Annotated in this window: 21 protein-coding genes; 15 read left to right on the top strand and 6 right to left on the bottom strand. The window is 33.6% G+C overall.

The features are described 5' to 3' along the window. Positions 1-58 precede the first annotated feature (58 nt). The 11 genes from tssD to HMPREF9331_RS04465 all read left to right on the top strand — a co-directional run bounded on the left by tssD (position 59) and on the right by HMPREF9331_RS04465 (position 10,213). Entirely contained in the window at positions 59-448 is a 390-nt protein-coding gene (gene tssD, locus HMPREF9331_RS04510) for a type VI secretion system tube protein TssD (RefSeq protein ID WP_009412186.1), read from the top strand. 46 nt (positions 449-494) lie between these two features. Next, a complete protein-coding gene (locus HMPREF9331_RS04505) occupies positions 495-2,339 on the top strand; it encodes a type VI secretion system Vgr family protein (RefSeq protein WP_016421281.1) in 1,845 nt (614 codons plus the stop codon). A 2-nt stretch (positions 2,340-2,341) separates the two neighbouring features. After that, entirely contained in the window at positions 2,342-3,454 is a 1,113-nt protein-coding gene (locus tag HMPREF9331_RS04500) for a hypothetical protein (RefSeq protein ID WP_016421280.1), read from the top strand. Further along, positions 3,451-3,993 (top strand): hypothetical protein, encoded by a 543-nt coding sequence (locus HMPREF9331_RS04495; protein WP_016421279.1) that lies wholly within the window; start codon positions 3,451-3,453, stop codon positions 3,991-3,993. The genes HMPREF9331_RS04500 and HMPREF9331_RS04495 overlap by 4 nt, the downstream gene beginning before the upstream one ends. A 105-nt stretch (positions 3,994-4,098) precedes the next feature. Beyond that, positions 4,099-4,935 (top strand): phage baseplate assembly protein V, encoded by an 837-nt coding sequence (locus HMPREF9331_RS04490; protein WP_244911735.1) that lies wholly within the window; start codon positions 4,099-4,101, stop codon positions 4,933-4,935. A 2-nt stretch (positions 4,936-4,937) separates the two neighbouring features. Next, positions 4,938-6,068 carry a hypothetical protein gene (locus HMPREF9331_RS04485; RefSeq protein ID WP_016421277.1) on the top strand — a complete coding sequence of 377 codons (1,131 nt, stop codon included), beginning with the start codon at positions 4,938-4,940 and terminating at the stop codon, positions 6,066-6,068. Between the two features lie 4 nt (positions 6,069-6,072). Then, on the top strand, positions 6,073-6,600 hold the full coding sequence (locus tag HMPREF9331_RS04480; RefSeq protein ID WP_016421276.1) for a hypothetical protein: 528 nt from the start codon (positions 6,073-6,075) through the stop codon (positions 6,598-6,600). A gap of 20 nt (positions 6,601-6,620) precedes the next feature. Continuing rightward, positions 6,621-6,782 carry a hypothetical protein gene (locus HMPREF9331_RS12905; protein WP_016421275.1) on the top strand — a complete coding sequence of 54 codons (162 nt, stop codon included), beginning with the start codon at positions 6,621-6,623 and terminating at the stop codon, positions 6,780-6,782. Positions 6,783-6,827: 45 nt separating this feature from the next. Next, complete coding sequence (locus HMPREF9331_RS04475; protein WP_016421274.1) at positions 6,828-7,367, top strand: hypothetical protein; 540 nt, start codon at positions 6,828-6,830, stop codon at positions 7,365-7,367. A 7-nt stretch (positions 7,368-7,374) separates the two neighbouring features. Then, on the top strand, positions 7,375-9,336 hold the full coding sequence (locus HMPREF9331_RS12570; protein WP_016421273.1) for a hypothetical protein: 1,962 nt from the start codon (positions 7,375-7,377) through the stop codon (positions 9,334-9,336). A gap of 526 nt (positions 9,337-9,862) precedes the next feature. Further along, positions 9,863-10,213: a hypothetical protein gene (locus tag HMPREF9331_RS04465; RefSeq protein ID WP_144267039.1), complete on the top strand. Its 351-nt coding sequence runs from the start codon at positions 9,863-9,865 to the stop codon at positions 10,211-10,213. A gap of 44 nt (positions 10,214-10,257) precedes the next feature. On the opposite strand, the gene mobC is transcribed toward HMPREF9331_RS04465, so the two are convergent. From mobC to mobA, 3 genes are all read right to left on the bottom strand, one after another. Then, positions 10,258-12,273, bottom strand: coding sequence for a conjugal transfer protein MobC (gene mobC / locus HMPREF9331_RS04460; RefSeq protein ID WP_016421270.1), 2,016 nt, complete (start codon positions 12,271-12,273; stop codon positions 10,258-10,260). 65 nt (positions 12,274-12,338) lie between these two features. Next, positions 12,339-13,676 carry a conjugal transfer protein MobB gene (gene mobB / locus HMPREF9331_RS04455; RefSeq protein ID WP_016421269.1) on the bottom strand — a complete coding sequence of 446 codons (1,338 nt, stop codon included), beginning with the start codon at positions 13,674-13,676 and terminating at the stop codon, positions 12,339-12,341. A 24-nt stretch (positions 13,677-13,700) separates the two neighbouring features. After that, on the bottom strand, positions 13,701-14,126 hold the full coding sequence (mobA, locus tag HMPREF9331_RS04450; protein ID WP_016421268.1) for a conjugal transfer protein MobA: 426 nt from the start codon (positions 14,124-14,126) through the stop codon (positions 13,701-13,703). A 577-nt stretch (positions 14,127-14,703) separates the two neighbouring features. On the opposite strand from mobA, the gene HMPREF9331_RS04445 reads away from it, so the two are divergent. From HMPREF9331_RS04445 to HMPREF9331_RS04435, 3 genes are read left to right on the top strand one after another with little or no spacing between them, the layout of a single operon-like run. Then, positions 14,704-15,462 carry a ParA family protein gene (locus tag HMPREF9331_RS04445; protein WP_016421267.1) on the top strand — a complete coding sequence of 253 codons (759 nt, stop codon included), beginning with the start codon at positions 14,704-14,706 and terminating at the stop codon, positions 15,460-15,462. 11 nt (positions 15,463-15,473) lie between these two features. Beyond that, positions 15,474-15,857, top strand: a complete 384-nt coding sequence (locus HMPREF9331_RS04440; protein WP_016421266.1) for a DUF3408 domain-containing protein — start codon at positions 15,474-15,476, stop codon at positions 15,855-15,857. Between the two features lie 2 nt (positions 15,858-15,859). Beyond that, the gene (locus HMPREF9331_RS04435) at positions 15,860-16,411 is read left to right on the top strand and encodes a hypothetical protein (protein WP_016421265.1); all 552 of its coding nucleotides are present in this window, start codon (positions 15,860-15,862) and stop codon (positions 16,409-16,411) included. 177 nt (positions 16,412-16,588) lie between these two features. On the opposite strand, the gene HMPREF9331_RS04430 is transcribed toward HMPREF9331_RS04435, so the two are convergent. The 3 genes from HMPREF9331_RS04430 to cdnE all read right to left on the bottom strand — a co-directional run bounded on the left by HMPREF9331_RS04430 (position 16,589) and on the right by cdnE (position 19,423). Continuing rightward, positions 16,589-17,044, bottom strand: a complete 456-nt coding sequence (locus tag HMPREF9331_RS04430) for a hypothetical protein (RefSeq protein WP_234945894.1) — start codon at positions 17,042-17,044, stop codon at positions 16,589-16,591. A 370-nt stretch (positions 17,045-17,414) separates the two neighbouring features. Then, positions 17,415-18,359, bottom strand: a complete 945-nt coding sequence (gene cap12, locus HMPREF9331_RS04425) for a CBASS system CD-NTase-associated NAD(+) hydrolase Cap12 (RefSeq protein ID WP_016421263.1) — start codon at positions 18,357-18,359, stop codon at positions 17,415-17,417. A gap of 8 nt (positions 18,360-18,367) precedes the next feature. Continuing rightward, positions 18,368-19,423 carry a CBASS system c-di-GMP synthase CdnE gene (cdnE, locus tag HMPREF9331_RS04420; RefSeq protein WP_016421262.1) on the bottom strand — a complete coding sequence of 352 codons (1,056 nt, stop codon included), beginning with the start codon at positions 19,421-19,423 and terminating at the stop codon, positions 18,368-18,370. A gap of 220 nt (positions 19,424-19,643) precedes the next feature. Between cdnE and HMPREF9331_RS04415 the strand changes: the two genes are divergently transcribed. Beyond that, the coding region (locus HMPREF9331_RS04415; protein ID WP_428829136.1) for a DUF4134 domain-containing protein at positions 19,644-19,886 on the top strand (243 nt) is incomplete at its 3' end.

Raw genomic sequence — 19,886 nt, 5'->3', positions numbered from 1 at the left:
ACAATAAATAAAGATACAAAGTATTAATAGAACAACTCAAAAATAAAAAGATTAGATTATGTCGTTTCTTGCAAAATTAGAATTAGATGATAAGACTTACAATGTTTTGGAGTGTGAATACGATTTCACTCAAAATATTGATGAAACAGGTAAACCAAAGGGAATGCCTTATGGTGGTGAAATATCCATTAGAGTAGAGAGTACAGGAACACCTGAACTGCTCAATTGGATGTTAGACCATAACCAAACTAAAGATGGTAAAATTATTTTTTACCGTAGAGATGCTATGAGTAAGCTCCAAGAAGTGCTTTTCAAAAAAGCTTTTTGTATTAAATACAAAGAACATTTTGATGCGCAAGGTACTGAGCCTTTGCAGATAGAAATACGACTCATCGCACAAGGATTTGATGTAGGTGGGGTAGCTCACAATAAGATGTGGAGAGGATAAAGCTATTTTAAATTACTAATACTAATATCTTAAAAGAGCATTTTTTATGGAGTTAAAAGATTTCAAATTAAAAAGTTTTACAGAGTTTCTTAACGATAAGACCAATCCTGTGGTCTACTGCTTACTGAGTTCTAATGGTAAAGACTTCTTGGCTACAGAAAGCTATAAAGTAGAGCTACACCAATACAACTGCCAACACGATACCTTTACCATTGAAACCCCAGAGGACTCGTTTGATAAGTTCCACGAATACATTATGGAGCACTCTCGCGATTTGCTTGGAGAGCCTCTTACCATTAAGTTTTATCAGTATGGCAAGGTGGTGCAACACTTCTCAGGGATTATCACTAAGATTCACTGTAAGCGAAAAACAGGGGGTGGTTATGGAACGCTCTATATCTCAGGCAATGCACCAAGTATTCTCTTAGATAGCGGTAAGGAATGTCAATCTTATGAGAATAAAACACTACAAGAAATCGTTGCCGCAGCTACCCAGGAGTATGATGAGTCCGCAAAAGTGGATACCTCAGCAGGGGTGAATACCACAAGGACTCTTCCTTATACGGTACAATACCAAGAGTCTGACTATGACTTTATTTGTCGTTTGGCTAAGTATTACGGAGAATACTTTTATTATGATGGCAGTAAACTTATTTTTGGCAATAAACTCCAAGAGACCATTGAATTAGGTGAGAACCTGAACCTGATTGATGAAGAGTTCTTCTTAGAGGTAAAACCGCAGGATTTTCAGTATATAAACTACAATATACATCAAGGAACATCTGAAAATAATGACTCACGAGATGCTGCTAATGAGTATAAGAATAACCCTATACAAACCGATGCAAAGAATGCTTCTAAAAAAATCTACAAAAAAATACCTCAAAAATATCACTCAGCTACTTCATTAGAGCAATCAAGTGTAGATTTAGAGGATGTAGTACGCTTAGAGAAAGACAAACGGGAGTTGTTGCTGAGGGTAAAGGGACAAAGCCGTGACCCGCGTCTCAGGATGAACACCTTTGCGTGTCTTACTGACATTAATGCACGCGCAATGGAGACTTATAGGGTCATAAAAATATCACACTATCACAGTGGTATGGAGTATTACAATTCCTTTGAGGGTATCCCTATGATGCGTACTCCTGCTGATTTTGATGAAAATGCTTTTCCGCACTCAGAGCAGCAACCAGCAATTGTAAAAGACAACAACGATCCTTTAGGAATGGGACGTGTACGCGTGCAATTCTTATGGCAGGCAAAACGCAATGAAATGACCCCTTGGATACGTGTAGTGCAACCCTATACAGGAGGGGGTAAAGGCTTTTATTTTATCCCTGAGGTAGGAGAAGAGGTATTGGTAGACTTTGAAGGTGGCAATGCGGAGCGTCCTTTTGTACTTGGGGCACATTATAATGGTGAGGCGAAGAGTGGATACCACAATGCTGATAATCGTGTAAAGGCAATTCATACCAAAAGTGGACATAAGCTCATCTTTACCGAAGATGAGAGCATCTTACTTACAGATAAGAATGGCAATGTGATTAAGTTGGATACTCAAGGTAAGAATATAGAAATTTCTGCGCCTGAGACGATTAATATCACTGCTAATAATCTAAACATCAACATCAAGAAAAAAGTAAAGATTAGTGCTGGAACTGATATTGACATAACAGCTGAAAATAATATCATAGAAACAGCCAAAGGGAATAAAGTAGAGAATGCTGACAATAAAACAGAGGTGATAAAAGAGAAACATAAGTCTCGTTCACAGAAAAATACAAGTATAAACAAGAATGTTTCCATAACAAGTACTAAGGAGAACTTGCTTTTAGAAAGTAGTAAGAAAACCATAGAGATGAATAGTATGGAAAAATCAAATGTATTTTAGTTATGGCAATTATCAAAAGAGCAAAGAACTTAATAGTAAATATAAAGAATGAGTACCGCCATTTTAGTGGTAGCTATGAGTGTGTCTCTGATGAAGTGCAAATAATAGCTACAGAGGGAAATTTAACTCTTACTTCTGCTAAAAAGATAGCTGTTAAGAAGGGGAGTGATAATACTACAGCAAAATCAGTCGTAGAACAAGATAAAAAGCAACGAAGGATTAGTAGTAATTATCAACCTGTTAATGGCTGTTTTTATACTGCAGATGGAACTTTTTTAGGAAAAGAATACACTTATATCGGAGATCCTAATGATGTTTACATTTGTACAGGAAAAGAATTTATTAAAGTTCTTTTACCTATAGATCCATTATGGGAAGAAGAGAGAAAGCATACTTTTCCTGATTTAGAAAAAAAAGAAAATGTTCCTGAAGGATATTTTAAATATAAAGATCTAAAAAAACTAACAATAAAAGGAGTGGATATTAAAAATGATACTTTTTTAAGAATTGCAGGGTTAGCTTATTCAGAAGTAGGATATAATTCAGAAGCAATTAAACGAATCCCCTATATTATTATGAATCGTAGTATACAGAATAATGGAGAGGATTTTCAGTTAGAAAGTATGGAAGATACTATAAGAGAAATACGAGGTAGGAATTATCCTGAGTGGTCTTACTTTAATCATAACGATGTATACAAAACTTTTTTAGGTTATGATACTAAGCATAAAGCTAAAAAAGGAGATGTTTTTGACTATGATCGAAATGCTTTTGGTAGAAATTCATTGGTAATAACTCAAAAAAAGTTAGCTAAATTAGCTATTGAGTATACAATAAAAGCTTTTTATTATTTAAATGAAGAGCCATCTCGTAGAAATGATTTATCAGAAGGAGCTATAGGATGGCATGGTGCTGATATTTTGACTGCTACAGGGGAAACAAGAAAAGACTTGGAAAGAGACCTTTATATAGCAGATGACCTTAAGAAAGAAACGAAATTTAACTCTTGGACTAATCCCAATCCCAATAAAAGCTGGATTTATATAGGATTTAAAATATATAAAGGAAGTGGCAATTTTGGACCAACTGTTTTCTATAAAAAAATAAAAAAATGAGATTTCTTTGTTTATTTCTATTTTTTAATATAACGTATTCACAGCAAAATGTGAGGTATGCTAAAATAGATTTTTTTGATAATCCCTGTTGTTGGGGGCTTCTAAACGATTCTTTTGCCAGGTATAGGTATGTGATAAACATCAAAGCATTAGATAATGACATCTATATGCTTATTGATACGAAGAATGATAGAAGGAGAGAGACAGAGTGTTCTATCCCCAAACACAGTATAGACAACGGATATTTTCTAACCATCAATAAGCAGCAAGTGAGGTTTGACAAAGAGGAACTTGCATTAGACTATTGTATTCCTCGTGCTATACATTGCTCAAAAAACAGAAAGGATACTTATGTAGCCATTGAAATGCGTGTTGCATGTTATATAAAGAATTGTACAACTTATAGCTATATTTTTGTGCATCTATATGACAATAAAGTTAAGGAAGTCAAAGCAATAGGAGGAGAGCTACGCAACGGACTCACGGATAAGAAAATAAAGTCATATATGAGCAACAATGGTTTTAAGTTTTTAAAATAATAAGAAATATGAGTATTATTTTTGCTCAAAGTAAAGGGACAAAGCCGTGACCCGCGTCTCAGGATGAATACCTTTGCGTGTCTTACTGACATTAATGCACGTGCAATGGAGACATATAGGGTGGTAAAAATATCACATTATCACAGTGGTATGGAGTATTACAATTCCTTTGAGGGTATCCCGATGATGCGTACCCCTGCTGATTTTGATGAGAATGCTTTTCCGCACTCAGAGCAGCAACCAGCTATTGTAAAAGACAACAACGATCCTTTAGGAATGGGACGTATACGCGTGCAATTCTTATGGCAGGCAAAACGCAATGAAATGACACCTTGGATACGTGTAGTGCAACCTTATACAGGAGGCGGCAAAGGTTTTTATTTTATCCCAGAAGTAGGTGAAGAGGTATTGGTAGACTTTGAAGGGGGTAATGCGGAGCGTCCTTTTGTAATTGGGGCACATTATAACGGTGAGGCAAAGAGTGGCTATCATAATGCTGATAATCGCGTAAAGGCAATTCACACCAAAAGTGGACATAAGCTCATCTTTACCGAAGATGAGAGTATCTTGCTTACTGATAAGAATGGCAATGTGATTAAGTTGGATACTCAAGGTAAGAATATAGAAATTTCTGCGCCTGAGACGATTAATATCACTGCTAATAATCTAAACATCAATATCAAGAAAAAAGTAAAGATTAGTGCTGGAACTGATATTGATATAACAGCTGAAAATAATATCATAGAAACAGCCAAAGGGAATAAAGTAGAGAATGCTGACAATAAGACAGAGGTGATAAAAGAGAAACATAAGTCTCGTTCACAGAAAAATACAAGTATAAACAAGAATGTTTCCATAACAAGTACTAAGGAGAACTTGCTTTTAGAAAGTAGTAAGAAAACCATAGAGATGAATAGTATGGAAAAATCAAATGTATTTTAGTTATGGCAATTATCAAAAGAGCAAAGAACTTAATAGTAAATATAAAGAATGAGTACCGCCATTTTAGTGGTAGCTATGAGTGTGTCTCTGATGAAGTGCAAATAATAGCTACAGAGGGTAATCTCTCTCTTACTTCTGCTAAAAAAATAGCTGTTAAGAAGGGGAGTGATAATACTACAGCAAAATCAGCAATAGAACAAAATAAAAAGCAACGAAGGATTAGTAGTAATTATCAACCTGTTAATGGCTGTTTTTATACTGCAGATGGAACTTTTTTAGGAAAAGAATACTTTTATATTGGAGATCCCAATGATGTTTATATTTGTACAGGAAAAGAATTTATTAAAGTTCTTTTACCTATAGATCCATTATGGGAAGAAGAGAGAAAGCATACTTTTCCTGATTTAGAAAAAAAAGAAAATGTTCCTGAAGGATATTTTAAATATAAAGATCTAAAAAAACTAACAATAAAAGGAGTGGATATTAAAAATGATACTTTTTTAAGAATTGCAGGGTTAGCTTATTCAGAAGTAGGATATAATTCAGAAGCAATTAAACGAATCCCCTATATTATTATGAATCGTAATATACAGAATAATGAAGAGGATTTTCATCGAGGGGAAAGTATAGATGATACTATAAGAGAAATACGAGGTCGCAAAAAAACTGAATGGAAATATTTTAATGGAAATGATGCATATAAAATTTTTTTAGGCTATGATACTAAACATAAAGCTAAAGAAGGAGATATTTTTGACTATGATCGAAATGCTTTTGGTAGAAATTCATTGGTAATAACTCAAAAAAAGTTAGCTAAATTAGCTATTGAGTATACAATAAAAGCTTTTTATTATTTAAATGAAGAGCCACCTCGTAGAAATGATTTATCAGAAGGAGCTATAGGATGGCATGGTATTGATATTTTAAAGATACATAAAGATAATACTTATTGGCAAGAAAACTTATTTATAAAAATAGAACATAGAGTTGGTGGTTTTTCTGCATGGAATTTCAATGATAAAAAAGATAAATCTTCCTTTGAATATATAACAACATCAGTTTATAAAGGAGTGGGAAATCTTCCACATACTATTTTTTATAAAAAACAAGAAAAGAAAACTTATAAAAAATAAAATTATGAATGTTAGAATTTTATATATTATAATATTTAATTTCATTCAAGTTGTAAGTGCACAAGATAAATCTGTTTTCCAGAAAAAAAGTATATATGATATATGTTGCTGGGGAAGCACAATAGGGAATATTAATTATTACCATCTTAACACTCAAATTCAAGGTAAGAGGATTTATATGATACTTCCCACAAGGAATGAAAAAGCAAGAGAACAAGAATGTACAATTTCAATTAGTAAAAAAATAGAAAATTTATCTATACACATAGATAATCAAGAACTTGAGCTAAAAAATATTGATGCAATAGATTATTGTGTGCCAGATTGGATGTGGTGTAAAAAATATAAGAGTGATTTTTACATAGCAATTCGTCTCTATATATTGTGTTATAGCAGTTCTTGTAATTCATATTATTATATTTTAATGTATTTACATAATAATAAGATAAATAATTATAAAATAATAGATACAGAATCCCCCTTATCTGATAAACAAATTAAGCATTATATGCGTAATGGATTAAAATACTAATCTTTAAAAATAATAAAACTATGAGTATTACTTTTGGAAAACCACGTTTTGTGGATGAAGATGAACTATTAGGTGAGTCTGATAAAAATATTTCAATGTGTTATGGTGGTGCCAGCAGAACAACTATAGCCCACGAATTAATGCATAGTTTAGGTTTAAATCACACCTTCTCCATATACTAATAACAATGAAAATCTTCTAGATTTTTCATATAAAAAAATTAAAAAATGAGATTTCTTTGTTTATTTCTATTTTTTAATATAACGTATTCACAGCAAAATGTGAGGTATGCTAAAATAGATTTGTTTGATAATCCCTATTGTTGGGGGCTTCTAAACGATTCTTTTGGCAGGTATGTGATAAACATCAAAGCATTAGATAATGACATCTATATGCTTATTGATACGAAGAATGTTAGAAGGACAGAGCCAGAGTGTCCTACTATCCCAAAACACAGTATAGACAACGGATATTTTCTAACCATCAATAAGCAGCAAGTGAGGTTTGATGAAAAAGAACTTGCATTAGACTATTGTATTCCTCTTGCTATATATTGCTCAAAAAACAAGAAGGATACTTATGTTGCTATTGAGATGGATGTTGCATGTTATATAAAGAATTGTACAACTTATATCTATATTTTTGTGCATCTATATGACAATAAGGTTAAAGAAGTCAAAGCAATAGTAGTAGGACCGCACAACGAACTCACGGATAAGAAAATAAAGTCATATATGAGCAACAATGGTTTTAAGTTTTTAAAATAATAAAATTATGAGTATTACTTTTGGAAAACCACGTTTTGTGGATGAAGATGAAGAACCAAAGGGAGATGGAAATAGTCTTCCCAAATTTTTGGTGCATTTTAGACGACCTGATGATTATAGAGGAGAGTTTGGGTTCGATTGGATACGTGATGAGTATATTTATATACATAATGCAAATCTTCCTATTTGTAAAGATGAAGAAATAGTAAAAAAACAATATAAATCTAAAAAAATTTACAATATAGATTATTATAGCCCTTGGTTAGCCCTTTTACCTTACTCAAGTTCTTTTGAATATGGGTCTTCTATTAATAAAAATGGAGCCAATTTAAATGTTGAAATACAAGAAATAGACGATCTGACTTCTGATGATACCAAAATATTCTTTGAAATAGATGGAGACAAAAACCTCCTAAAGATAGAACCCTCTTCTTTTTCTTTATCAGAAGCATTAAATAAACAAAAAGTAGTTCGTTATATAGATAATGAACCTATAACTTATAGAGTTTTACCTAAAAAGATAAATATTAAATGTTTGGGAGCTTTAAATAAAGATACTCCTATTAATGTATATGCACAAAAAGGCAGTACAACAAAGCAAGTAGGGATGTTAATGATTTATAAAGCAAATGTTATTCCTAAACTTAGAATCGTATTAGTAAAAATGATTACAGATAACGATGATAAAGATTTTTCACTTTCTAAAGATTTTGAATACGCCCTCAAATATCAATCTTTTAATCAGGCTCTTTTACGTGTAGAAGTTGTTAAACATCAAGAGTATAATCTGACTAAATATGAAGAAAAAGCATCTATAAGAGAATTTCTTGCAGATTTAAAAAATAAAGACAGAATATTTAAGGATTATTTTAAGGAAAAAATTAGAACTTTATTGACTTATTATCCTCTTACATCAAGTTTTAAAGGTAATCATATTTATCTTATTTATCATAATAATAGAATAAGAGAAGAAACAAAAGCAGAATTGTTGGGTTTTAAATATAATGATCAAATTATTTTTATAAATAAGGGAGGTTTGTTAAAAAATGGAACAATTATCCATGAAATAGGACATGTTTTAGGATTAGATCATTCTTTTATAGATGAAGATAATGATGAAAAAGCAACTTCTCTTCCTTTATATGACGATGTAAGTACTGATAATTTTATGGATTATGACAGTAAAGAGGTAGAAGGAGTTGTAAAAACAAATCCTAATAAAAGAATCTCCTTTTTCAAATGGCAGTGGGATATAATGCAAAATAGTAGCAAAATAGAAAAGACGTATGATGATTATCGTACAAAAGGCTTTTGGGAAAAAGTTAGGGATAAATTTTTTCTCATATTGCTTCTTTTTATAATCTCTTCTTGCTCTCAGAAAAGAGATCCTAAAAACAATTATCTATTTACAAGAATAGAAATTCAATTTATCGATTCATGTATAGAAGATGTAAATATTGTTTCTTATGAGGACGAAGAATATATAAAAGATTCTGTCATAAGAACAATAGATTTTTTAAAAGATTCTCTTTATTTATATCATTATAGAAAGAAAAAAGGAAAATCCTATGAGCTAAAAGAAAAAAGACAATGGAAGAATGATACTTTTTATGATTCAAAGATATTTAATTATATTCCCCCCAAATATTTAGAGAATAATAAACATTATAAATTTATGGCTCCTGAATGTGAAAAGGCCTATCTATCATGTAATACAGTTCTATACTATAATAAAAATAAAGAAAGTATAAGAGTCTTTTGGACTCATCCTTTTGAAGTTAGTATTGATTATGATAAGATGATAGAAGAAAGTTGCTATCCTGAAATAGTTCCTTTCTTTCGTATTTTCTCTGACATCGATTATAATATAATGAATATAAGATTAGGAGAAGAGGTAGGAGAGAAAAGAAAATATTTCATAGAAGATGAAAATGAAGCTATTAAAGAAATAATTAAGCGGTATAAATAGAAGTTGGTGTTTTTTAGTCAATCAGAAATGGTTTGTGGAAAATCGGCATAAACAGATACAGAGGCAAGCTAAGTAAGTGAGGTCATTTGCTCTTGGAGAAAGAGCTGGTTAAAATCAGTCACTTTTAATACTTGAATTTAAGAAGAGAATATATTAGTTGCGCAAAATTGTTTCATATATAGTAATTTAATAGAGGAAAATGAAAAATAAGATTATTTACACAATAAGTTTTATACTCCTGCTGCTTTTTGTTTGTTGCAGAACAGGAAAAGAAGATCGCAAAAATGTTAGATTTATGAATTATCTAATATCTCGCGGAATAGATCCTGATACCGTAAAAGTATTTTCAAGGTACTATGAAGACCATTTTGAATATCTTCAAGAATAGGAACGACAAAAATTACTAAAAAATCCATATGTAAAAATAAACTTTGTTTATTTTTACAACTATGGAGAGATGAATTTGGTACTGTTCTCAGATGATGGAGAAATGTATCGTAACAAGTTTACAATCAATAATCGCTTTATGGATATCATAGGTGATACTTTAGTCAGGATAAAGCAATCTATAGAATTGTGGTCGTATGCAGATTTCAAGTTGATAGATAGTGTATTATACACTTTAACCAAAGAACGGGCACCTTATAAGGAGTGGTATCAAACAACCACTTATTTCTTTAAAAATGATAGCATTATTGCTGATAAAACCTATAAGTCAAATTGGTCTTATGAAAAGAAAAAAATTGCTTCTACTCATAAGGCTTATAATATAAGAATGGTCTGTAAACCTACACTTGAAGTGGAAGAGAAATTTAGAACTATAGAAGGACATAAAATTAAACATTACATTGTTACTGGAGAATTTTTACTGAAATAGGAAAACAAATACTATCCTAAACTATTTTTTAAGAATCTTTCTCCCTATACTCCCTCTTCTTTCCTTATCAAATGTGCTAATTCAGGGTCGTTTTCAATGCGGGTGAGCTCATCGGTGATGAGCTGGATGATGTCAGTTTTTACCTGCTTGTAATTAGTTTGGATTTGTTGTTGCATTTGGTCTTCTCCGTTTTCGTCTTCAAAGGAGAGGATTTGAGGTATTTTCTGGTAGGCTTTGGTCTCAGCAGCTACTTTCTCATTATCCACTATTATCTGAGCGTGGAATATCTTCTGCTCGATACGCTCGTCAAAATTGTCAGAAACAGCTCCTACAAACATCCCTTGAGTAAGATTGGATATTTTGCTGGCAGGAATCAAACTATCCAGTTGAGTAGAGATAGAGGTAGAAGTATCATTGCGGTTAATCGTAGTAGATTGCCTTTTCTGCAAAACCTTCCCAAAACGTTCAGAAAGAGTTTTAGCAGTTTCCCCTACTACTTGTCCGCTAAAGATATTCCCCACTGTATTTTGTATTACCTTGCTTTCCTTATCGCCATAATCACGAGTGAGCTGTGAGTAATCTTGGAAGCCTAAACAAACGGCTACTTTATTACTTCGAGCAGTAGCTATCAGGTTGTCTAAGCCTCTGAAATAAATGGTAGGCAACTCGTCAATAATCACAGAGGATTTGAGTTGTCCTTTTTTGTTGATGAGCTTTACAATACGCGAATTGTACAAACCCAAAGCTGCCGAATAGATATTCTGTCTATCGGGATTGTTGCCTACACAAAGGATTTTAGGTTCTTTGGGGTTATTGATATCCAACGAAAAATCATCGCCTGTCATTACCCAATAGAGTTGAGGCGAAATCATTCGAGAGAGCGGAATTTTAGCACTGGCGATTTGCCCTTGTAGCTGGTCTTGTGCGCCACCTTGCCAAGCATCCATAAAAGGCGATAGGTAATTCTCAAGTTCAGGATACGAGGTGAGAATGGTAAAGACATCAGCATAAGGCTTGTTCAATAGCTCGATGGCGTGTGGAAAGGTACAGTACTTACCCTCTTTGTAAATCTTCAAAAACCAAATAATAGCAGCCAAGAGAATGATAGGCGACTCCACAAAGAAATCCCCTTGCTTTTGAATCCACGAGCGGTTAAGGTTGAGCATAATGGTATAAGCAGACTCGTAGGCATCGGAAATATCGCTCATAAAGTTGGGGTTGATAGGATTGCAACGATGACTACGACGAGGATCGTCAAAGTTTATCACATAGAACTTGGGCTTTACCTTGTACTTGTCTAAGTTTTTCAGTAGGTGATTATAGGCAATGGTAGAGAGGTCGTCAAACTTGAAGTCGTAGATGTACATTGCAAAACCCTTTTCAATCTGTTGTTTGATGTAGTTGTTCACAATGGCATAAGACTTACCAGAACCAGGAGTCCCCAGCACTATGGTTGCCCGAAAGGGATTTACCACATTGATCCAGCCTTTGTTCCACTTCTTGCGGTAGTAGAACAAAGTAGGCAAATTTACAGAATACTCGTTTTTCATCAGGCGAGTTTCCTGCATAAACGACTCGTTTTCATTGTTAAAAACATCATCTAAAAGGTTGTCTTTTAACAAGCGACTCATCCACGAACCTGCCATAAGAAGAGCTATGTAGCCCAAAGATAGGGTAAGGATATAGAAAAAGGCAACCACTGAAGCAGGAAGTCGCAAGTACAAAATCCAAAAGTTACCAAAGTAAAGAGACGCTCCTACTCCCAGAGCGATGTAAATCTTTTGCCAAGTAATTTTGTCGTTCTTTACACCTGTTGTGCCCAAACAGCTCAAGGCTAAGAGCAGGAGGGCAAAGCATTTGGTGTATAAGGGGTGAGAGAACAGTCCTGCTGTTCGTTGGAAGTTGGTCAGGATTCTATCTACTACGGCTAATATCCACTTTTCGCCTTGGAAAAAGCCATAACAATACCAATAGAGGTGCATTAGTATTATGAGAATACTTACTGCACGCATAAAAGCCATAATCTTGGCTAATGCTCTTAAATCATCATCGTTTTGCATATTTGTTTCTGTTTTTAGTGTTTGTCAATATTTTATACTTAGCTATGTCAGCTCTTTGGCCACACCTAAGATTTGTTTTTCATTTTTCGCCGTTTGGCAGTAGCACGTTTCATTCTTCTGGTAAAATCCTCTTCTTCGTAATCTACCCCTTGATCATCCAAAGAAAAAAGAGTAAAGAAAGCATTTAAGGCAGAGTCCTTACCAAAATCCTCTTGGTAATGTGTCCAAGAAGTGTCAGAGAAAGTATCCTCTTCAACAGTATTAGTATTGTTGTGATTTTTACTTGCATAAGGAGTTACAGACCGCATATTTACCTCACAGGTTAAAGCAGGAGCAGGCTCTTCTAACGATTTTAACCACTGATGAAAAACATTGGCAGAAAACTCCTTCCCCAGCTGAGAGCCGTTATATACACATCGGCTGTTGTGATCAATAAAGGTTACCCCATAGGTTCTCCCCTCTTTGTTTTTACGAAAGACAACCTCAATACCTTTAGCTTTTAGTTCTTGAATAAATTCACTTTTGCTATGAGTTGTTTCTTTGGCAAAGGTGATATGTGCCTTTAAGGAAGTGGTGTTTTGTCCTTTTAAGTGATCTTGTTCCTTTTGTAAATGTTTTTCGATATAAGGTAAGCTCAGTGTTTTGCCGAGCTTGGAGGCTTTAAAAGGATGGCTTGCTTTGTTACCATTCTCATCCAATACCACATACACCAAGCCCTTTTTAGGAACGCCTTGCAGTTCGCCTTCTACCTTTTCTACCGCTATGTTAAACTGATTGAGCAAGGCGTTGAACGTTCCTAACGAGGCAAAATGATAGTGTTTTAGCAATTGTTTTACAGTATGAATCAGTTGCTTTTTAAGGTCGTTTTGTCGGTAATCTAAGGGGACTAATTTAGACAAAGGCAAGAGCTCATCATCTGTTAGCTCTGAATCATTGGTGATAGCAGGGATAAGTTGGTATTTTGTTTCCAACTCTCGGCATACTTTCATTGAGCGTATTTTTTCAAAAGTATCAGAGATTTTCTTGCCATACTCATCTATCCCCAGCGATACAATGTGAATGTGTTTGCGCTCAATATCCGAATGTTTGTAAACCACAAAAGGTTGGTCGCCAAAGCCCATTCGCTGCATATAGTCAGTAGCCAACTTTACAAAGGTCTCGTCGCTTACCTTATCGTTAGGATCGGGATTGAGGGAGATGTGTAGGATAGGTTTTTCTGTCCTTATGTTGGCATAGAGATAAGGGGCAAAGGAGCGAGATACTTCCGAAATGCCTACACTTCCTTGCAGAGGTTGTATCACTTTTTGAGCGTATAACACCTCACCTTGTCCTTTAGCTACCTTGTTGTGATTGTACAAAAGTACCCCTAACAGCTGTCCTCCTCGATGTATTTTTGCTATCATAACTCGCTATTTTCGTCTTAAAAACTACTTTAGTTTTTGCTCCATTTGCTGCGAGAGTTCTAATATTTGTTTGCAGATAGCAATCAATTGGGTAGTTTCTTTCTCCAATTTATAGAGGTAAGCAGCCGCTTTCTTCTCCGAAAAATTACGGTAGAGTATCTTTACAATCTGATTGTAATTGACCCCTACCGAACGAAATTGTGCATAGAGTTCAGTGAGTTTGGTGTAATAATTTAAAGCAGATTTATCAATTTTCACCACTTTTATCTCTCGGTTAAAAAGCAAAGAGGTAATAAAATGCGCTTTGACTTTCATTCCTGATTGCTCGAAAAGCGAGAGAAACTGATTGTTTTCTTCTTCATTTAATCTAAAAACATATCTAAAAGAAGTAGGATTTATCTTTTTGTTCCTACCTATGGGGCGTTTGTGAGTTGTTTTCTGTAAGGTCATATAAATTCAGTGTTAGTAAAAAACCACGACTTTGGAGTGCGTTTTAAGCTCCCTGCAAGGGCAAGTGGTTTTGAGGTGCCTACACGCCTAATGCGTGCCTCAAAACACAACTTGCTCTGTTCGGGTGAACAGAAAATTCTCCCTAATGGTCGAATTTTAATTAGCCATAAAGAGAGAAATTAACACTACGAGCGGGTAAAGTGATTTCAGGGTGCAAAACAAGTGATTTCTTAGCAAAGGATTTGTATATAACACAAAGCCAATCACTTCCTTACAAAGCCATTTACAACCCTACATAAGGCTATATGTATATTTGTATGTTCCTTTGCACCCACATACCAAAGCAAGTATGTACGAAAGTAAAAATGTAATTAGGTAGCTATGTAGCTACAAAGCTACAAAGCTATAAAGCTACAGAAGTATGTACATACGCAAGTAATTAGTCAATTAGATAATTAGCCAATTACTTATATAACGGCATAGTTACAGTGATAATTACTTAAATACAGATAGTTGTATTTGAATAGCTATGCACTTATATACTTATTGAATTACAAACATATTTAAACACATATATATGACATCTATGACAAAATTCATTAGCTTTTCTACCCAGAAAGGAGGGGTAGGAAAAAGTACCTTTACCACCTTAGTAGCCAGCTTGCTACATTATCGAATGGGCTACAATGTAGCAGTGATGGATTGTGATTATCCACAATACAGTCTACACCGAATGCGAGAGCAAGACCTCAAAACAGTGATGAACAACGAGCATTTTAAGAAAGCTGCTCATAGACAGTTTAGTGAGCTGAACAAAAAGGCATACCCCATAATACAATGTAAGCCCAATGAAGCCCTTGAAAAGGCACAACAACTCATCGCAGAGACACCTTTCCCTATAGAGGTTATACTTTTTGATATGCCAGGGACAGTAAACACCGCAGGAATATTGACCCTGCTAGCACAAATGCATCACATTTTCTCACCTATCACTGCCGATAGAGTGGTGATTGAAAGTACTTTGAGTTTTACTGAGGTACTTTCCAATATCATCGCTAAGAATACCGAAAGTGCTATTAAGAGTGTTCATTTATTTTGGAATCAGGTAGATGGGAGAGAAAAATCGCCTTTGTATAAGATATACGAGCAAGTCATCGCTGATTTAGGTTTGAACCTGATGCAAGCCTACATATCTGATAGTAAGCGTTTTCGAAAAGACGGCACAGAAAACCAACGATTGGTATTCCGTTCTACCTTAATGCCTGCTGATGAGAAGTTGATGAGCGGTTGTCATTTGGATGACTTTATCGATGAGTTGGTACAGATTATTCAGTAAAACCTAAAGATATGAAGACAGTAAAACCTATAGACGAAAACGAACTAATGGAGCTAATGGCAGGCAAGCAACCCACACCTGCCCCTGCCATTGCTATGGCTCCGATAGAGACAGAAAAAGCACCCCAGAAACCAGCTCCTGCCAAAAAGAAAAAGGCAGAACTCTATGAGTATGAAAGTTATTTTTTTGAGCAGGGAGAGACTTCAGCAAGGGAAGGAAAATCGGTGTATATACGCCCTGAGTTTCACCAGCGAATAGCCCGCATTGTACAGGTGATAGGAGAAGACAAGATCAGTCTGTACAACTATTTGGACAATGTGCTTAAAGCGCATTTCGAGCAGTACCAAGAAGAAATTACACAGAGTTTTGAACAGAAATACAAGCCTATATTTTAACAATGGAAAAAATTATCATTTTACTACTTATCGTGGTGATTTTGCTGTTGCTATCGGACAAAATGCCTATAACACATTCTAAAAAGAGAGCTCCCCAACCTAAAGCTACCCCTATACCCAAAACAGCTCCTCCAACATCGGTAATGGGGGAAAGTAGGTTTGTGCCTCCTGCAAAGGTAGCTACTACAGCTATCCCCTTAACAGAAAAAGAGCAACAGGATATTCTGACAGAATGGGAAGAGGAACCTACCATAGACCTTGAAGATGAAGAAGAGGATTTGCGCAGCTATCGCACAGAGGCAGAGGATAATGATTTTGCCACAGGGCTTTCATTTGAGGACTTGGAAAAGGTAGCTACTTTCCTCTCTGAGGACAAAGAAGAGGTTACCACCGAGAACATAGAGTTACTGCAAAAAGTAGAGGGCACCAGCTTATTAGAAGCCATAGAAAAAGCCTTGCCCCAAGCGACTCTTAAAGTAAGTGCGCTCTTGGAGAAGGCGTTGCCTAAAACCGTAGAGAGTAAAATGGAGTTTGATATTAGGGAATTTGTGTGAGGGGGAGTACCTAATAAAATATACTATTTTTATATATCCTATCCTGCCTCCTACATATCAAATTCTACTATCTTTTTATAATATGAATCAAGGGTTGAAAAATAATTATCTCTGATTTACAACATTATAGTCACTTTTGTCTTGCATCTTTCCCTTTAAAAAGGGGTGAAAAGGATATTAAAGCAATTCACTCCTTGGTTTATTAATTTCATATTCCTCTAACAAATCTATAAGTCCATTGATAGACAGATAATTTGTAAACAGATTGAAATAAATTTCTCTAATGCTATAAATAAGATATGTGACTATATAACATATAAACGGGGTTAATAAAATTGTATACACTATTATATCCAAAGGATTATTTCCTACAAGCTCATAAAATCTATTACATGCAGATGAAAATATAACTAGTGCTATAGCTGAAAATATAGAAGAGCTTATAATAAAAGGAGCTTTCTCTTTTTCCGATTTCTTGTTTAAGATAACAATTATATCCTTTATCTTGTTTTCTGAAATTTCTTTATCATTAAAATATTTTTTTAACTCAGAAAAGAAATACTTCTTTATCTCTTGACGATTTAATGAGTAGCATTTTTTTTCTACAATAAATTTTTTATTCAATTCTTTCATTGTTTTAAAGATTAGTCTTCTAGTAGAAAGAATAAGAAATAATATGTCAAAAATAGTTATCATTACAAAAATAATATAACTACAAAAACTATCTAATCCAAACCTATATTTAATACCCATAAGAATTATAGGTATTAGAAGATATATGATAGGTATAATATAATGTGCCTTATATTTCTTTTTCATAAGGCCTCTTGTTGTAAGATTTTCTTTGTAAAAATTGATGAAGTCAGATAGATTCATTATTGTAAGATTTTAAGAGTTAAGTTTGTTTTGAAAGGAAAACATAATTATACTTAGAGCTAGTGCAAGTCCTCAATAGTTGTTAGGCTGAGTAGTTTTTCTTTAGCATCCTGTTGTATGAGGAAAACTAATTATCTTCATCTACAATCTTAATAAGATCATCAAACCCATCTCTCAAAGCTATTTTTTTTAGTGTATATACAAAGCGTTCAAGTTCTCTGCTTAAAATAGCTTCATAATCAACAGACATAGAGTTAAAGTCTTGAGGTAGCAAATTTGATATTGCATAATTTATACCAGATAGAATAGTAGGAAAATCAATAATCATTACCTCTCCATCCTCTGCTATTATTTCAACATTAATATTTCGTGGTCTTCCTAAATATTCAAAAGACAACTCTTTAGTCTCAATTTTTGCTTTAATCCTTTGAAACTGGCTATTAACATCAGAAGTTAGTTTTTTAGGTATGATTATTTTAATTGTACATTTCTTATATATATACCCATTTTTATCTAACAGTCCTCCATTATTAATAATATGTGAGCAAGTTGGCTTTATAAAATTCTCATAATATACAGCAGCTAAGGTTGAAGAGGGGAAAAAATTAATATCTGAATCATTTTGCCGGTCAAAAGATTCTCTTATTGAAAGCACAGCATTATTAAAAGAATCAGAGTCTTTTTCTTTAAAACGTGCTAAAGAAATTCCTTTTACATCTGATAAAATCTTTATTTCTTCATCTACTAAAAAGGCACAATTATTTAAGCCTAATCGTCCTATAAATAACCCTAATTCAAACAAAACGTTATCTCGAGGTTGAATCTCTTCACTTCCTCTAAAAATAACTTTATCATCCTTAGTTCCAATAAGAATACCAAAATCGAAATGTAATGTGGCTCTTATTAAATCATTAAGATAACTATTATTTAAACGAAAAACTGCTTTATCCCACATATTTTCATTCCATATAGTTACTTGATAATTAGTATTTTTTTCTAAAATTTTTTTAGCTTGTTCAGCTAATCTTAGTTCTTCTGATGAGGAACCTATAAAAATTCTTTTACCTCTCATTTTCTATTTTATAAATATGACTGTAGATTAGAATAAATTATTTTTACTTCTTGTAGGAGCATCTTCAAGGATTCTTTTTTATCTATATTGTTTCTGGAAAAAATATATTCATGTCCATCAACAGATTTCAAACTATTTATCTTGTTTGAATTAGAGACTAATTCATTTAACTGCTCATATAATATAGGGACTAACTGATATTTATTTGAATGTAAGTATTTATTTTTTTCTATATTATAACAGATAGCATTTATATCAAAACTACTAAGTTCAATTTTTTCATCACTATCTGCTTTTAAATTTTTTAAGAAACGGATCATCTTTTTTAATCGACCTTTTGTTTCTGAACTTCTTTTATTAATTCTTTGAATACTTAAAAAAGGGAAATCTCTATTTTCTATTGTATTACTCCTTTTATTATAAATCTGAATCCCTCGATATTCAATTTGCCTATTATTAATAACAGATTGAGCATCATCATACCAATTGGCAATTACAATATCTACATCCCTGCCCATACTTTTATTAGTTATCTTTATAGCTTTAGGATGTGTAATGTCACAAATTTCATAAACAGATGATAGTTTTTGCTCAGATAACAATCTATTATTCTTTAAATCATTAGTCGCTGAATGGTATTTCTTTCCTAATAGTTCTTGTTGTAATTTTTGAATTTTTTCTTGTGATAAGGAAAACTTATTCACTTCTAAATTTTCTATGATATTTCGTTCATCAAGAGTATAAAATTTATCAGAAATTACAAGCAAATCAATATCACTATACCCTTTGATATGAGTGTTTGTCATCACAGATCCTTGATATTGATATTCAACATCTAGAAGAATATCTTGCAGATGTAATTTCACTTTTTCACCCGCTTCTCTACTTTTATTAGTGTATTCAGGACTAACACCATTCATTGCTAATGTTATATATTTTAAGACATCATTATACTTAACATCAGGGTTATCTGAAAAAAATTTTGTTGTGATTTCTTGTAATTTTTCAGGATTACTTCTGTTTTGTAAATTTTCAAACAAAGCAGAATAGTTTTTCTTTTCCATAAACTTTTTTTATTTGTATATCAAAAAAACTGCCAAAACAATATAAACTGCCAAAATGTCATTTTTTATAACTATCGTAAGCCATCCCCCGCCATTTTCAGCCACCTGCTACCACACTTGCCCCCTGCTCTTTATCTTCCCTTACTTTTGCACCAAATTTTAAAATAACAGATTATCAATGAAGCGAAAATCAATTCTAAAACGGCTCCTTCTGCTGACGATGATAGGAGTTACACAATTTTCCATTGCTCAGGGCAATGGCGTAGGAGGTATCAACGAAGCTACCCGTATGGTTACCTCGTATTTTGACCCAGCTACCAAGCTCATCTATGCCATAGGGGCTGTGGTGGGACTCATCGGTGGGGTGAAAGTGTATAACAAGTTTAGTAGTGGCGACCCCGATACCAGCAAAACGGCTGCCAGTTGGTTTGGGGCTTGTATCTTCCTAATTGTAGCGGCTACC

It is taken from the genome of Capnocytophaga granulosa ATCC 51502, assembly GCF_000411115.1.
Taxonomy (GTDB): Bacteria; Bacteroidota; Bacteroidia; order Flavobacteriales; family Flavobacteriaceae; genus Capnocytophaga; species Capnocytophaga granulosa.
This window is presented reverse-complemented; position numbering and strand designations above follow the sequence as displayed.